General features: G+C 67.3%; 9 protein-coding genes. 6 read left to right on the top strand and 3 right to left on the bottom strand.

Annotated features, from left to right (window positions below):
- Position 1: 1 nt before the first annotated feature.
- On the bottom strand, positions 2–3313 hold the full coding sequence (locus G3I17_RS06975) for a TIM-barrel domain-containing protein (protein ID WP_164595033.1): 3312 nt from the start codon (positions 3311–3313) through the stop codon (positions 2–4).
- A 68-nt stretch (positions 3314–3381) separates the two neighbouring features.
- On the bottom strand, positions 3382–4692 hold the full coding sequence (locus tag G3I17_RS06970; protein WP_203589814.1) for an ROK family transcriptional regulator: 1311 nt from the start codon (positions 4690–4692) through the stop codon (positions 3382–3384).
- Between the two features lie 334 nt (positions 4693–5026).
- Here G3I17_RS06970 and G3I17_RS06965 point away from each other — a divergent pair, with 334 nt between their 5' ends.
- From G3I17_RS06965 to G3I17_RS06940, 6 genes are read left to right on the top strand one after another with little or no spacing between them, the layout of a single operon-like run.
- The gene (locus tag G3I17_RS06965; protein ID WP_203589813.1) at positions 5027–6196 is read left to right on the top strand and encodes an ROK family transcriptional regulator; all 1170 of its coding nucleotides are present in this window, start codon (positions 5027–5029) and stop codon (positions 6194–6196) included.
- Positions 6193–7107, top strand: a complete 915-nt coding sequence (locus G3I17_RS06960; protein WP_164595030.1) for a sugar ABC transporter permease — start codon at positions 6193–6195, stop codon at positions 7105–7107. Before G3I17_RS06965 ends, G3I17_RS06960 begins: the two co-directional genes overlap by 4 nt.
- On the top strand, positions 7100–7924 hold the full coding sequence (locus tag G3I17_RS06955) for a carbohydrate ABC transporter permease (RefSeq protein ID WP_164595029.1): 825 nt from the start codon (positions 7100–7102) through the stop codon (positions 7922–7924). Before G3I17_RS06960 ends, G3I17_RS06955 begins: the two co-directional genes overlap by 8 nt.
- A gap of 28 nt (positions 7925–7952) precedes the next feature.
- Positions 7953–9209 carry a sugar ABC transporter substrate-binding protein gene (locus tag G3I17_RS06950; protein ID WP_164595028.1) on the top strand — a complete coding sequence of 419 codons (1257 nt, stop codon included), beginning with the start codon at positions 7953–7955 and terminating at the stop codon, positions 9207–9209.
- A gap of 8 nt (positions 9210–9217) precedes the next feature.
- Entirely contained in the window at positions 9218–10360 is a 1143-nt protein-coding gene (locus G3I17_RS06945; protein ID WP_203589812.1) for a glycoside hydrolase family 15 protein, read from the top strand.
- Entirely contained in the window at positions 10360–12519 is a 2160-nt protein-coding gene (locus G3I17_RS06940; RefSeq protein ID WP_164595026.1) for a TIM-barrel domain-containing protein, read from the top strand. The genes G3I17_RS06945 and G3I17_RS06940 overlap by 1 nt, the downstream gene beginning before the upstream one ends.
- A 568-nt stretch (positions 12520–13087) precedes the next feature.
- Here G3I17_RS06940 and G3I17_RS06935 read toward each other — a convergent pair.
- Positions 13088–16189, bottom strand: a complete 3102-nt coding sequence (locus tag G3I17_RS06935) for a hypothetical protein (RefSeq protein ID WP_164595025.1) — start codon at positions 16187–16189, stop codon at positions 13088–13090.
- Between the last annotated feature and the right edge of the window lie 94 nt (positions 16190–16283).

Genomic DNA, 16283 nt, shown 5'->3' with positions numbered 1-16283 from the left:
TTCATGGCCGCACCACCCCGATGTTGTCCAGGTTGACCCCGCCGCTGCCATAGACCACCTTCACCACACGTTTCCCGGCGGTCAGGCTGGTCGTGAGACTGGCGGTTCCCCAGGTGTCCCAGTTACCAGTACTAGGCAGGTTCACCGACCCGACGCTGACTCCGTCCACCTGGATCGTGCGGGTAGCCGTCGTCGCAGCGCCGTTGGAGTAACGGAGCTTGATCACGTGGCTGCCGGTAACCGCCGCGTTGGCGTCGACCTGAACAGCATCCCCAGCGGTCTCGAACCCATCGACGAAACCGGTGCCGGTGAAGCCCGGGTGGTCGGTGTTCGTCGTAGTACCGGTGTTGCTGCCGAACTCGGCTTCATAAGCAGCCTTGTCGACACCGTTCAGTACTACGCTCCGCGCCGCCGCACTCGATGCGGTCTTGACCAGCGTGAGCTGCTGGACCGGATCCCAGTACCACCCGTCCGTCGCGCCTTGCAGCGCGGCGAGCGTGGCGTGGGCGGTCATCGTCACACCGTCCTTCGTCACCGACGAAGGCTTGCTGGACGCCACCTGCAGCGTGCTCTTGGTGGCGAGCGGCGGGACGCTCACGGTGACCTGGTGACCGGCGAAGTTCTCCGTCGAGGTGACCGTCCTGGTCTGGTTCGCCGAGTCCTCGAAGTACCCGTAGCTCGTCGTCCCGGCCGGGTAGACGCGGAAGGCGAGGTTCGTGTAGGTGTCGACGCTGTTGCCGATGTTCCCGCCCAGCTCGTAGTTCGCGTTCAGGTTGAGCGGGACGATCGCGCCGGCCTTGGCGAAGACGGGGATCGTGCCGGTGTCGGCGTTGTAGACCTTGGTGCCGGCACCTTGCGCCCGGCCGCCGTTCCAGAAGTCGTACCACTCGCCCGCGGGCAGGTAGACGCTCTTGCTGGTTGCGCCCTGCGTGGTGATCGGTGCCACCAGCAACTGCCGGCCGAACATGTACTGCTGGTCCTGCGCCGCCGCCGTCGCGTCGTCGGGATAGGCGATGCTCATCGCCTGCATCATCGGCAATCCCGTGGTGGAGGCGTTCTTGGCTTCCGTGTAGAGGTACGGGATCAGGTTCATCCGGGTGTTGGCAAACTTGCGGAACTTCGGGATCACCGTGGTGTCACCTGAGCGCGCCTGCACATTCCACGGCGTGCGGGCCTCGGAGACGCCCGGGTTCGACTTCTCCGAGTGGTACTGCATGATCGGCGAGAAGGTCGCCTGCGCCGCCGATCGGAGATACAGCTCGCTGCTCGGGAACGTGCCGGTGAACCCGGCCAGATCCCACGACCAGAACGGGACGCCGGACTGCCCGGCGCTCTGCCCGGCGCGGACCGCTTGCTGGAACGCATCGAAGGTCGAGGCCTGGTCGCCGGCCCAGAAGATCGAGTTCGCCTGCGCCCCCGACGTACCGCCCCGGCTGAACAAAGTGCCCTGGGCACCCTTCTTGGTGGTGACGAACTCGTTGTACGCCCGGGTGTACTCGTTCGGGTAGGCGTTGTGCAGCTCGTCGCCCTTGCGACCGGAACCGCTGGTCACGTTGCGCCCGAAGACGGCCTCGCTGCCGTCGGTCTTCAGGCCGTCGATGCCGACGTCGTCGAAGAGGTAGGACCGCTTGCTCATCCACCAGTTGGTGGCGGTGGTCTTGGTGAAGTCCGGCACGGTGCTGTTGCCGAACCACTGCCCAGCCGGGATCCGGTAGGCGCCACCGGCACCGTCACCGAGTACGTAGCCCTGGGCAACGGCATAGTCGCGGTCGTTGACGTGCTGCTGCGGAGCCGTCGGTGGATTCGTGTCGAAGTCCTGTTTCAGCACCGGGATCTGCCAGAGGATCATCTTGAGGTTCTGCGCGTGGGCGGCCGTCACCATCGCCTTCGGGTTGGTCCACGCAGTGCCGGCCGGGAAGGTCAGGTCGCTGTAGGCGAGCGCCTGGCTGCCCGGCTTCGCCGTGTACGTCGCGCCGTGCCACAGGTAGAAGGTCGCCTCGTCGCTCCACTGCTCGAGCACCATCGCGCTGTGCGGGATGTTGTTCGACGTCACGTTGGCGAGCTCGGCGTTCACCTCGGCCTGAGTGTTCCACTCGTTCGCAGACATCCACAGCCCGAACGACCACTTCGGTGGCAGCTTCGGGCGGGCGGTCGTCGCGGTGTACTGGTCGAGCATCTCCGCTCGGGTACCAGTGAAGAAGTAGTAGTCGACGGTCGAGTTGAGCGCGCCACCGGTGTCCACGGTGAACCCCGCCATATCGCTGAGGTGCGTGCCGAGGTTGAACACGGAGTACCGCGTGCTGGGCACGTAGATGCCGTAGCCGGCCGAGTTCGTGAAGAACGGGACGCTCAGGTACGTACGAGCCGTCGGGCCCTGGTCCTGGTACTGGTTGTAGACGAAGTTGTGGACGTCCTTGCCCCGCTGGTTCAGCGAGTCGTACCGCTCGCCGAGCCCCTCGAAGCGCTCAGCCACGGGCGAGAGCCAGTGGTCCTCGACCTTCGTCACCGTCGTGCTGCCGTCGCTCGCCCAGCCCGTGTTGCGGAAGGTCGCCGGGTCGTACTGCCGGGCGATGAGCGTCGTGCCATCGCCCTTGTAGACGGCGACGCGGTACGGAGTCTTCTGGATCTTGAGGACGACCTTGGTGGTGGCGATCTGCAATGTGCCCGCGCTGTCGGTCACCGTGTACGACGAGGAGCCGGTGATGTTGAGACCGCTCCCGGTCGGGGCGACCTGGACGTGGAAGCGATCGATCGCGGGGAAGGCGAAGCGCACCTTCGGCGTGAAGCTGCCGGCGGTGTCTCCGGTGGTGACGTCGACGCTGGTGCCGTTGTTGACGAAACCGGAGACGTTCCCCGTGCCGGAGTAGCTCGTGACGGCGAAGGAGAACGGGCCAGTGGTCTTCTGGTTCGCGCCGTCGACGTCGGCGTTGACCGTGTAGGTGATCTGGTCACCGCGCGCGAAGGTGCCGAGCGGGACCTTCCAGTACGTGTTGCCGCCGCTGTTGTAGTCGAAGGCGCCGCCGATGGGCGTCTGGTTGACGCCGTTCTTGGTCCAGGTGATCCAGACCGTCTGGCCCGACGAGATCGGCCAGGTGTTGGCCTTGACCTCGACGGCCTGGCCGGCCATCGGATCGCGGGGCGCGCGCTCGGTCAGGGCGGTGTTGTAGAGCTCGTCGGCGCCGTACGGGGCGTGGAAGACGCCGGTCAGCGTGCCGGCGTAGGCAGCGGTCGGGGTGAACTGGAAGAGGACCGCTGCGAGCACCAGGAGCGCAGCGACCCACCGCCTTCGCGACGGCGTCAAGACAAACCTCATCTAGGGGCCTCACTTCAGAAAGGAAAGAACAGGCGGTGTGAGGGCGAGGCCTCACACCGAGAGCAGGGTCAGGCGGAGCGCTTGGTTAAAGACGGGCGGTTGGCCTCGTCTGGGCGGAGGTTCGGCTGGAAGAGTTCTCCCAGGAACAGGCCTGCGGCGCCTTGCGCCCAGGCTTCGTCGTCCCAGTCGTCGACGACGATCTCCAGGTCACGCTGGAGTCCGTCGAACACAGCTTGGTTCAGGGCTTCGTCGAAGCCGGGAAGGAAGAGATCGCTCGCCCGGGTTCCCTCACCCGCGAGCACGATCAGTTTGGGATTGAGCAGGTTGACCAGATTGCCGACGGCCGTCCCCAGCGTGCGGCCGACTTGATCGAAGACTTGTTTCACGGCTTGTTCGCCGGCGCGGGCGCGCTCGGCGGCTTGCTCGATGGTGCTGCTCCCGGTCGCGGCCAGGATGGCCGGCTCCCCGATCAAGGCCTCCAGGCAGCCGCGCCCGCCGCAGTCGCAGAGCGGGCCGTCGGCAACAACTTTGGTGTGCCCGAACTCGCCCGCGCCACCACCGGCACCGCGGTACAGCCGTCCGTCGAGCACCATGCCGAGCCCGACACCACGCCCGATGCTCACCACGGCGACATCGGAGACTCCGCGCCCGGCGCCGAACCACTGCTCGCTGGCCACCAAGGTGTTGACGTCGTTGTCGACCACCACGGGCAACCCGGTGCGCTTGGTCAGCAACCCGGCCAGGTCGACGTCATGCCAGTCGGAGTACGTCGCATGCCGAACCAGCCCAGTGGCCCGGTCGATAACGCCGGCGAGCCCAACTCCGACGCCGTACACCGGGCTCGACCGGACCCCACCGCCCGACCCCGCCGAGCCGCTGGACCGGACGCTGCCCGACCCCGCCGAGCGGCTGGACCGGACGCTGGCTGACGCCACCGACCGGCTAGACCGGAGGCTGGCTGAGTCCGCCGAGCGGCGTGAGGCTTCGGCGCAGAGTTGCTTGACCAGGCCCGCGATCGCCCGCACGACGGTCGCGACGTCGTCCTCGGCGATACTCGCGGCGGCCCGCTCGACGATGCCGGCGTTGAGGTCGGTGAGCACGGCGATCACCCTCGTCTCGGTGACCTTGACGCCGATCACATATCCCGCGTCCGGCTTCAAACCGAGCAACACCGGCCGCCGGCCACCGCCGGAGGACGCAATCTCGCGCTCCTCGACAACGCCGGAGCCGATCAGCTCGCCGACGATCTCGGAGATGGTCGGCAGGCTCAATCCGGTCCGCTTGGCCAGCTCGGTCCGCGACACCAGCGCACCCCGCAGCTCCCCCAGCACGAGCGATGCGTTGATCTCCCGGATCAGCTCCTTGCTTCCTGCCCGCACTGGCTGCACCCGCCCACCACCCTTACTAAGGTCACCGAAGGAAGTCTCCGGAAGCTAACCCCGACACCCGACCGCCGTCAACACTTCGTCCCCGCCGACACGCCCCGTCAAGGCACCTCGTCCCGACCAACAGGACATAGTGCCGTTTCCCAGCCCGCTGCACGCTCAGCCCGCCGACTACCTACGGCGTTCGGGCGAGTACTACCTGTCCTCCGGGACGCAGCCTCTTGACGGACCCTTCGAACTGGGCTTACTTTCTGACTAAATTTAGTAGCGAAGTAAGTCGGGAGTGCACGTGGCGAGTGGTCAGGGTCCGATTCCCCGGGGCGATCTGGTGCCTTCGGGGATCGTGGGGTTGCTGGGCACCCAGGGGCCGACCTCGCGGACCGAGATCGCCAAGGGGCTCGGGCTGAGTCCGGCGACGGTCACCCAGGTGACCAAGGATCTGATCGCCCGCGGGCTGGTCGAAGAGCTGGAGTCGGTGCCGTCGAAGGGCGGCCGGCCGGCCCGCTTGCTGGGGCTCGTGACCGACGCGGGGGTTGCCCTCGGAGCCAAGGTCACCGCCGACCACGTCGCGGTGGTGACCGTCGAGCTGGACGGCACCGTGAGGTCGTCCACCGAGCTCGATTACGACCCAGGGGCCGAGGACGCGATCGAGCGACTCGGGCAGATCCTGGCCAAGCAGGTGGCCGAGCTCGACGACCGGCTGCTCGGGGTCGGCGTCGGCGTACCGGGGGCCGTCGACTCACAGGCGTCCGGCATCGTCGACGCGCCCACGCTCGGCTGGCGGTCCGCTCCCGTCGGGCCGGTACTGCGAAGCGCGATCGGCACGCCCGTCCTGGTCGACAACGACGTCAACACCCTGGCCGCGGCCGAGCGGCTCTACGGGATCGGCCGCGACCACTCGTCGTACCTGGTCGTCACGATCGGGCGCGGCATCGGCTGCGGCATCGTCCTCGACGGCGGGATCTACCGCGGCGCGAACGGTGGCGCAGGCGAGATCGGGCACATCCCGGTCTGGTCGCCGGGCACCGAGCAACCGCCTTGCACCTGCGGTTCGACCGGGTGCCTCGAGGCGTACATCGGTGCGGCCGGGATCGCCCGCACGGGCCGCGCCCGCAAGGTGGTCGGCCCGCGCGGCACACTCGCCACCTTGTTGCGGGCGGCAACCACTGGTGACACTGCGGCGCGACAGATCTTCGAAGAGGCCGGCGGGATCCTCGGACGGGCGCTCGCCGGCGTGATCCACACGGTCGACCCGGAGGTCGTCGTGCTGATGGGTGAGGGAGTGGATGGATGGGAGTTCTGGCAGACCGGGTTCGAGCCGTCGTTCCGGCGATCGTTGCTACCGGCCCGCAGCGCGGTACCGGTCGTGGTGGAGCCGTGGACGGAGGACCAGTGGGCTCGCGGAGCGGCGTCCCTCGTGCTCTCGTCCCCCTTCGACTCGGCCGGCAACGGCGGCGAGCAGAGCCGCCTCGTCCGCGCCCGGCTGGAGGCCCGATGAAGGCCAACGCGACCCCTACCCGCCGCCGAACCAGGCGGCCCGGCGGCGGGAAGCGGCTCGGCTGGGTGCTCTTCTTCCTGCTCCCCAGCGCGGTTCCACTCTTCATCTTCACGCTCGTGCCGATGGTCTCCTCGCTCTGGGTGAGCCTGCACAAGTGGAACCTGATCTCCCCGATGGAATGGGTGGGTCTGGGCAACTACAAGAACCTGCTCACCGACGAGATGACCCGCCGGGTCTTCCTGCACACGCTGATCTACGTCGCCGGCTACCTCCCGCTCGTGTACGCCGGTGGGCTCGGCCTCGCGCTCGCGCTCAACCAGAAGCTCAAGGGCCGCTCGTTCCTCCGGGCGATCTACTTCCTCCCCGTCGTCACCAGCTGGGTCGTCGTCGCGCTGGTGTGGAAGTGGTTGCTCAACCCGACGAACGGTCTCGTCAACCAGGTGCTCGGTGCCGTCGGCCTCCCCGAGCCCGGCTGGTGGACCGACCCCCACTGGGCCCTGCCTGCCGTCATCCTGAGCTCGGCCTGGAAGGACCTCGGGTTCGTGATGGTCATCCTGCTGGCCGGCCTGCAGTCGATCCCGTCGGACATCTACGAGGCCGCGAAGGTGGACGGCTCGAGCGCCTGGCAACGGTTCTGGCGCGTCACTCTCCCGCTGCTCTCGCCCTCGACCTTCTTCGTGGTGGTGATCTCCCTGATCAACGGTTTCCAGGTCTTCGACCAGGTCTACGTGATGACCGGCGGTGGCCCGCAGGGCTCGAGCCAGGTCGTCGTCGGCCAGATCTACGACCTCACGTTCCGGTACGGACGCGCTGGTGAAGCGTCCGCGCTGTCCTGGATCCTGTTCGCCGTCATCCTGCTGATCACCGTGTTCCAGATCCGCGGCCAGCGCCGGTGGGTGCACTATGCGTGACACCAGATCCCTCCCCGCCAGGCTCGCCCTGTACGCCGCCGTGCTGGTCGGCGCGGCGATCATGCTGTTCCCGTTCCTGTGGACGGTGATCACCTCGATCACCCCCGAAGGCTCGCTCGCCGACGGCCCGAAGCTCGTCGTCGACAACCCGACGCTCAACGCCTACCGGACGCTCGTCGACGCGATCCCGATCTGGCGGATCATCGTCAACTCGCTCGGGATCGCGATCCTGTCGACCGTGCTCCAGCTGATCACCGGCTCGATGGCGGCGTACGGGTTCGCCCGGTTGCACTTCCCGCTCAAGAACGTCGTGTTCGGCTTCTACCTGGCGACCCTGATGGTGCCGTTGCAGGTACTCGTCGTGCCGCTGTTCATCGAGATGAAGACGTTCAACCTGCAGGACACGTACTTCGCCCTGCTGGCGCCGACGATCGCCTCGGCGTTCGGGGTGTTCCTGCTCCGCCAGGCCGTCACCGCGGTACCGCTGGAGCTGGACGAGGCGGCCACCATCGACGGCGCCGGCCACCTGCGGATCTTCACCACCATCGTGTTGCCGCTGATCCGGCCCGCGCTCGCGACCGTCGCCGTGTTCGCGTTCATGGGCAGCTGGAACAGCTTCCTCTGGCCGCTGGTGGTGATCAGGTCGCCGGAGTTCATGACGCTCCCGCTCGGCCTGTCCACCCTGCAGGGCCAGTTCACCACCCAGTGGGACGTGGTGATGGCGGGCTCCGTCGTCTCCATCGTCCCGATCGCCATCGTGTACCTGCTCGCGCAGCGCCACATCATCGCCGGTGTCGCCCACACCGGTATCAAGTAAGCATCGTAAGAGAGCAAAGGAAACCGCCATGCGCCATCTCAAGACCGTGGGCCTCGGCCTGACCGCCGCGCTCGCACTCACCCTGACAGCCTGTGGGCAGGGCTCAGCCACCAAGGAAGCCGCGGCGCCGGAGGGCAAGTCCGTCGTGCGCTACATGAACTTCTCCTCCAACGACGGTCACGAGAAGGACCTGACGGCGATCGTCAACGCCTTCCAGACGGCCAACCCGAACATCACCGTCCTGGTGGAGACCGTCCCGTACGCGGACTACTTCACCAAGCTGCAGACCTCGGTAGCTGGTGGCACCGCGGCCGACGCTTTCGAACTGAACTACGAGAACTTCGTCACGTACGCGAAGAACGGCTCGCTGGCCGAGTTGAAGAACGTCGACACGGCGGCCTACAAGAAGTCGCTGGTCGACGCGTTCAACGACGGCGGCAAGCAGTTCGGCGTACCGGAGTCGTTCTCCAACGTCGTGCTCTTCTACAACAAGGCGCTGTTCAAGAAGGCCGGCGTGGCCGAGCCGACCGACGCGTGGACGTGGAAGGACGAGCAGGCGGCGGCCGTCAAGCTGACCGACAAGGGCGCCAAGGTCTGGGGTGACTACCAGCCGGTCTCGTACAACGAGTTCTACAAGGTGCTCGCGCAGAACGGTGGCGAGTTCCTGAACGCCGACCGGACCGAGGCGACCTTCAACTCGCCGCAGGGCGTCGAGGCGGCGAAGTTCCTGATCGACAAGGTCGGCAAGACGATGCCGACCGAGGCCGACGGCGCCGGTACGCCGGACTTCGACTCGAAGCTGTTCAAGTCGGGCAAGCTGGCGATGTGGCACACCGGGATCTGGATGTTCAGCGCGATGGCCGCGGCGCCGTTCGACTGGGATGTCGTGGTCGAGCCGGGCAACACGAAGAAGGCGTCCGCGATGTTCGTGAACGGCCTGGTCGTGTCGGCCGCCTCCAAGAACGCCGAGGCCGCGCAGAAGTGGGTCACCTTCCTGGCCTCCTCGGACGACACCACCAAGACCCGGCTGGCCACCTCTTGGGAGCTGCCGCCGGTGGCCGACGACGCCAAGCTGGCGCCGTACCTGGACCAGAAGAAGCCCGCCAACCGCAAGGCCGTCTTCACCGCACTGGAGGAGACCGTGCTGCCTCCGGTGATCGAGCGTCAGCAGGAGATGCAGGACCTGGTCACCGCTGAGCTGACGTCCGCCGCAGCCGGTCGCAAGCCGGTCGAGAAGGCGCTCGCGGATGCCCAGACCAAGGTCAACGGCCTGCTGAAGAAGTGAAGGAATCGATGATCTCCTCCGCCCTGGATCTGCAAGAGCTGACCCGCTTGCGGGCGCTCGCCGAGCACAGTCACGCCGTCATCACCGAGCACCAGGATGCCGGCGGCGCCTACCCCGCCTCGCCGACCTTCTCGGCGTACAAGGGATACGCGTGGCTGCGCGACGGTTCCTTCACCGCCGAAGGCATCTCCCGCTACGGCGATGTCGCCTCGGCCGGCCGGTACCACGACTGGGTCGACGGCGTACTGCGTCGTCGCCGCACGCAGGTGGACAACCTGCGCGCGGCGCTCGCCCGGGGTGAGGTGCCGTCGAACGAGGCGATGCTGCCGACGCGGTTCACCTTCGACGGTGAGGACGGCTCGGATCCCTGGTGGGACTTCCAGACCGACGGCTACGGGATGTGGTTGTGGTCGGTGGTCACCCACGCCGCGCGCCACGGGCTCGACCTGTCGCGCTGGCGGGAGGGGATCGACATCGCGGTCGACTACCTGGTCGCGTTCTGGGACCGGCCTTGTTACGACTGGTGGGAGGAGCACGTCGAGCATCGGCACGTGTCGACGCTCGGCGCGATCCATGGCGGGCTGGTTGCCGTCGGCACCTGTGAGGCGTTGCGATCGGCCCCTTGGTCGGCGGCGGCGCTGAAGGTTGCCGCCGACATCCGTTCGCTGGTGACCGCCGAGGGGATCGTCGACGGGCATCTGGTGAAGTGGCTCGGCAGCTCGGCGGTCGACGGGTCGTTGCCGGCCTGCATCGTGCCGTTCGGGCTGGTCGCTCCGGATGACTCGCTGGCCGCGATGACCCGGGCGGCGGTCGCCAAGGATCTGGACTTCGACGGCGGAGTGCATCGCTTCACGGCCGATGTGTTCTACGGCGGTGGTCAGTGGATCCTGCTGTCGGCGCTGCTCGGGTGGAACCAGGCGGCCGCGGGAGACACCGCCGGCGCGCTACGGCACCTGAAGTGGATCGCCGACCAGGTCGACGTCCACGGCGATCTCCCCGAACAGGTCCCGCATCACCTGCTCCACCCTGGTTCCCGCAACGAGTGGATCGCCCGCTGGGGAACGGTCGCCAGCCCGCTCCTGTGGTCCCACGGCATGTACCTGATCCTCGCCGACGAGCTCGGCATCACCACCGCTGAGAAGGACGCCTGATGCTCACCCACCGGCCGTACGGCATCGAACACCCCTACGCCACCTCCCCCGACCAACGCATCCCGGTCCAACCGCTGACCGGGCAACAGGTCCACCTGGGTGTGGTGGTCTCCCCCGATGTCGAGCGAGTGGTTTGCGAGTGGGGGTCTGCCGAACTCACGCTGGCTCCCGCTGAGACCAACGCGGCAGATGCCGCGGCGTTGGCTGGAGGCGAGGGCCACCTGGCCGAGGCGCAGGCGACCGCGCTCGGTGGCGATGGTGGCTGGTCGGTGGTCACCCCGCCGCTGACGGAGCCGGTGAAGTATCGCTTCCATGGTTTCGGTGATACCGAGGAGAGCACGGAGTGGTTCGAGGTTGCGCCGGCCGCCTGGGTCACCGGTCACGGTGAGGTGCGGGGTGGTGGTGAGCGCGTCAGCAGTGTCGAGTGGCTCGTCTCCGCGGTCGGCGTCCACCGCGCGCGGTTCACGCTGCCGCTGGCCGAGGGGGAACGGCTGGTGGGATTCGGGGAGCGGTACGACTCTCTGGATCAGCGGGGGAAGAAGCTCGATGCGGTGGTGTTCGAGCAGTACAAGTCGCAAGGGGTGCATGGGCGGACGTATCTGCCGATGCCGTTCGCGCACGTGGTGGGTGGCGACGGGTGGGGTTTCCACGTCCGTACTTCGCGGCGTACGTGGTACTCGTCGGAGGGTGACCGGCTCACCGTGGAGGTTGCCCTGGGCGACGAGGCAGTCGTTGATCTGGGCATCTATGAGGGGTCGGCGGACGAAGTGCTGAAGCAGTTCCTGGACGAGGTCGGCCGGGCTGAGGAGCTGCCGGACTGGGTGTTCCGGTTGTGGGCTTCAGGCAACGAGTGGAACACCCAGGAGCTGGTGATGGCGCGGATGGACGCGCATCGCGACCTCTCGATCCCGGTCGGCGCGGTGGTGATCGAGGCGTGGAGCGACGAAGAGGGCATCACCATCTGGCGCGACGCTCGGTATGAGGTGACCGCCGATGGGGGTGCCCATAGCAATAAGGACTTTGAGTATCGAGCCGGCGTGTGGCCGGATCCGAAGGCGATGATCGACGAGCTGCACGCGCGCGGGATCAAGGTCATTCTTTGGCAGATCCCGTTGCAGAAGACAGAGTTCAGTACTGGGCAGGTCGCGGCCGATGCCGAGGCGATGGTCCGCGACGGGCACGCAGTGCTGGAGGCGGACGGTACGGCGTACCACAACCGTGGCTGGTGGTTCCCGCAGGCGCTGATGCCCGACCTGTCCACCCAGCGCACCCGAGACTGGTGGACTGAGAAGCGGCGCTACCTCGTCGACGACCTCGACGTGGACGGTTTCAAGACCGACGGCGGCGAGCACGCCTGGGGACACGATCTCCAGTACGCCGACGGCAAACGTGGGGACGAAGGCAACAACCTCTTCCCAGTGCACTACGCGCGTGCCTTCGGCGATCTGCTCCGGTCGGTGGGCAAGGCGCCGGTGACGTTCTCGCGCGCCGGCTTCACCGGTTCCCAGGCGCACGGGATCTTCTGGGCGGGTGACGAAGACTCAACCTGGGAGGCATACCGCGCCTCGGTGACGGCCGGGCTCACCGCCGCGTCGTGCGGAATCGTCTACTGGGGCTGGGATCTGGCCGGCTTCTCCGGCCCGGTGCCGGATGCCGAGCTCTACCTGCGTGCCGCCGCAGCATCGGTCTTCATGCCGATCATGCAGTACCACTCGGAGTTCAACCACCACCAGCTCCCGCTCCGCGACCGCACCCCGTGGTACGTCGGCGAGACCACCGGCGACGAACGCGTCGTCCCCCTCTTCCGCCGGTACGCCGAACTTCGCGAGCGCCTGGTCGCGTACCTGACCGAACAGGCCGCGCTCACCATCAGCACCGACCGCCCGCTGATGCGCCCACTCTTCTTCGACTACCCGGCCGACGAGGAGATCTGGAACCACCCCCACCAATACCTGCTGGGCAACGACCTCCTGATCAACCCGGTCCTCGAACCAGCCGCCACCACCTGGACGACGTACCTCCCAGCAGGCGACTGGATCGACGTCTGGACCGGCGAGCCAGTCCCCCACGGCCTGGTCACCCGCGAAGTCCCGCTGGAGATCGTCCCCGTCTACTGCAAGGCCGACCGCTGGCCCGAACTCGCCGACACGTTCAACTAGCCACGCCCAACCGTCGCGTTCATTCGGCCCCGTTTTCACCCTGTGGATGACTCTCAGGTGGCGATGATGGGTGAATTCGGGGTGCCGTTGCCAGGGCGACTGTGGATTGCGTCGCCGGGCTGCGCAACCCACGTGCCCACTGACGCGCAATCCGCCGGAAGTCGTGCCCGGCGGGCTTCAGTGGGAAACTTTTGGTCGCCAGGTGCAAGTTTGTTTCCACCGAACCCCTTCCCCCAAAGGGATCCGGGCTCGACTGTCGGGTTGTTGTACCGCTGGCGTGACCTAGCACGCCAGCGGTACAACAAACAGCGTTCGTCCAGCACGATCACCCGCCCAGCGGCCAACAGGCGGCCGGCCGGGTAACCGCAAGCGCCTACGGCCCCGGATGGTGGCTGGCCTCACGATGGTGGGGATCAATTCGTCGTGGCCAGTCTTTCCAGCGGCTCCGGGATAGCCGCGACCAGGACCATCACGCAGCCCGGCGACGCAATCCACAGCACCCTTACCGCAGCAACCCCGGATCCACAGTCACGCACGCACCCACCACACAAGCCGTGGAGGGGTGGTCTCAACTGAGGCCGAGGGTGACGAGCAGGTCGTGCAGGGTTCCGTAGCCACGGCAATCCGGCGCGCACTGCTTGTCGGCCTGTAATGCCAGGTCGTTGTCGAGGTCGTTCTGACTGGCTTTTGACAGAGTCCAGCCGAGAGGGGCGGACAGGGACGGCTGGGTGCTTTGGCTGATCACGTAGACCGAGTTCGGCAGCTTGGTACGGAGCGTGGCGCAGGCGGCCGAGGTTGTGCAGAGCTGAGCGGCCGCTGCCGTTCGTGCTTCCCGGAGCAGGGCGCGATCCTTGGTCCCGTCCTCCTTGGCCGTGACGAGTTTGGTTGCCGGTGGCACCAGTAGCTCCGGCACCGAGGACAGCTCGGCGCCGGGTTTGAACGTGTTCCCGATCCCGTCCACCGGGTCGTCGTTGCCCACGCTGTAGTCCTTACCGGTGCCGTTCTCGATGTAGACGACCAGCGGGAGGACGACCTCACCGGTGCCCGCGGCAAGTACCTCGTCGTTGTGCTCGCGGACGGCGGTACCCCACGCAGGCGCGAGATCCACGATCGTCCCGATCCCCGTGTTGTCGGTGTAACCGCCGTCCACCAACTGCGCCGCCTTCAGATCACCACAACCGCCGATCACTCCGGAAGGCGTCACATAGGGGAACCGGCTGGCCAGCAGACCCCCGGTCAACGCCTGCAGATTGCCGACGCAGCCGGCTTGCTGTTGACCCGTCTTCGGCCCGAATGCGCCGAAGAGGTCGTAGTCGTGCGCCCCGGCGACACCGGCCCCGCAGACCGGCGCGCCATCCGCGGTACGGGCTCCTTCGCTGAGGTCGACCTGGCTGACCAGCGCGCGGCAGCCATTGCGGACGGCGGTCGTGGTCAGAATCAGCTGCCCGGTCATCGCCTCCTCGGCCTTACCGTCCGCCGGCAAGAACTGCGTGCGCAGCTTAGGCACCTTGCGCTCCCACGCCGTCTCCATCAGCCCGGCCCGATCCAGTGGTTGGCGCGCGGGCGTCCGGTACTCCGCGGCTGCATCGAAACGCAGCCCGGCCATGCTGGCGAGCAGATCGCTCGACATCAACGAGATCGTGGCTGCCCCGAGCGCCTCATGCCCGGCCATCGCCTTGACCGCCGCCAACGGCTCATCCGTGAAGCGCGCCACGGTCAGACCGAACGCGCCCCCGCTGGCACCACCCGAGAACAGCACCGCGTGCTTGGCGCACTTGTTGCCCGTCATACTGATCTTCTCAAGCGCGGAAGCGGTCCAGTACGTCGCCCGGATGCCGCCACCCTCCGCCGCGACCATCAGCATCGGCCGCAGGCTGAGCCCGCCATCCAGCGGGACCGTGCACTTCGTCGGCTGCGCTACCCACGCGTCGAAAGCCGCCTGCATGGTCGGCCGCTCAGGCAGGCCCGCAGCGGCGGTGTTCGCCGTCAACGGGTGCACTTCGGTCTTGCCGCCGATCAGACTCGTCGCCACCATCGCGAAGATCAGCATGCCGAGGATCGGGGTGGCGCGCAGCCGCAGCCACTTGGTCTGGAAGATCTCCGGCGGTTGCCGCTCCTGCGCATAGGCCACGATGACGCCGACCAGGACCACGAGCGTCGCCAGCGCGAGCATCGTCGCCGCCAGTACGCCGAGAACGTCGGCGAACCGTCGCGGGAACGAGCCCAGCAGGAGAATCGCGAAGCTGGCACCGAGCACGAACCCGGCCCGCACCTTGCTCCGCGGGATGGCGTCGACCGCCGTCTCACCGTCCGGGTTCACGCCAGGCGTGGCGAGACGCCCGTACCAGCCGAGTACTCCGGTCGACTCCGGACGCCCCCACTTCTGGATCGCCTTCAGGACCGGCCAGGAAACGAGCCAGGGACCGACCCCGAGCACCACGCCGATCACGAGCGCCACCGACGGGTGCACGACGTACGACGAATCGAACAGGCCGACGGCGTCGCCGGCCGCGAGCCCGGCGAACGCGCGAACCATGCCCAGACCACCCAGCGAGACCGCCGTCACCGCGAGCATGTCACCGGCGATCATCACGTCACGCGGGAACCAGCTGCCGACCTTGCGCAGCGCCTTCGGCCTTACCTCCGCCTTGTCACGCAGGAGCTTGGACAAGCCGAGCACCAGCAACGGGATCAGGCAGAACACGAGCAGCCGTCGCTTGAAGACCTCACCCTGGCCGGACAGCGCGATCCCGACTGCTACCAGGGGCAACAGGATCGGGCCGACGATCCAGAGCATCAGGTTCTGCCGGCGGTCCTTTCCTTCCTTGTTGTAGAAGGGCCAGCCGTGGCTCTCGCCGCGCACTCGCCGCACGGCCCAGTCGGCGCGAAGCCTGCCCAGCAAGAAGATCACGGGCAGCAGCACGGCGTAGTACAGGAAAGCGGCGATGAGCGCCTGACCGACGCCGGTGCCGGTGTCGAGCCAGCTGCGCTGGACGTCCGGGAGCTGGTCGAGGACGTCGGTGCCGGGCACGACCGTCAGCAGGGCCAGCGGCAGGAAGGCCAGCATGCTGAAGCGCTGAATCCACAGGGCACGGCGGATCCGCGGTACTGCGGCCTTGATCGTCGGCCAATGACCGCTGACCAGCAGGACGAGGACCGCGGCGAAGGCGAGCCACTTGAGCATGGTGATCACCATGAGGACGACTGCCCAGGTGTCCGAGACGCAGTTGCCTCCCGCGCAACGCTGCGTGCCGAGCCAGTACGTCATCAGGTTCTCGAGCACGTCGAGCCCGGCCAGCACCAGCACCGGACCGATGGCGACGAAACGTCTCAACGCCGGTACATAGATGGCGATGAAGACGAGGTCGAGCAGCAGATAGATCGCCAGCAAGGGCAACCAGTCGTTCAGTTGCTCACTGGTGAACTTGCCGTGCCAGCCGCCGTACTCCGACGCGGCCGCGGGCCCGCTCATCCCGTTGAACGACCACGACGATCCGCCCTCGGCGAGGAACCCCGCCCCCAACAGGCTGACCTCGTTCATCGCCAGCCAGACCGCCCCCAGCCCGGCCAGCATCGCCCCCACCCACCGAAAATCAGCAGGCTTCGGCGCCTTCTCCTCCCCCGCAGCCGCGACCTCTACCGGCTGTTCCCCGACGGGTTGTTCCCCCACCACTGCGACCATTGCCCATTCGCCCCCACGGCTTACGGCTAGTTACGTGCAGTTACATTTGCGCACACTCCGCTGCGGGCAACAAGAGTTCGCG

This window comes from Streptomyces sp. SID13031 (assembly GCF_010548305.1).
GTDB lineage: Bacteria > Actinomycetota > Actinomycetes > Propionibacteriales > Kribbellaceae > Kribbella.
This window is presented reverse-complemented; position numbering and strand designations above follow the sequence as displayed.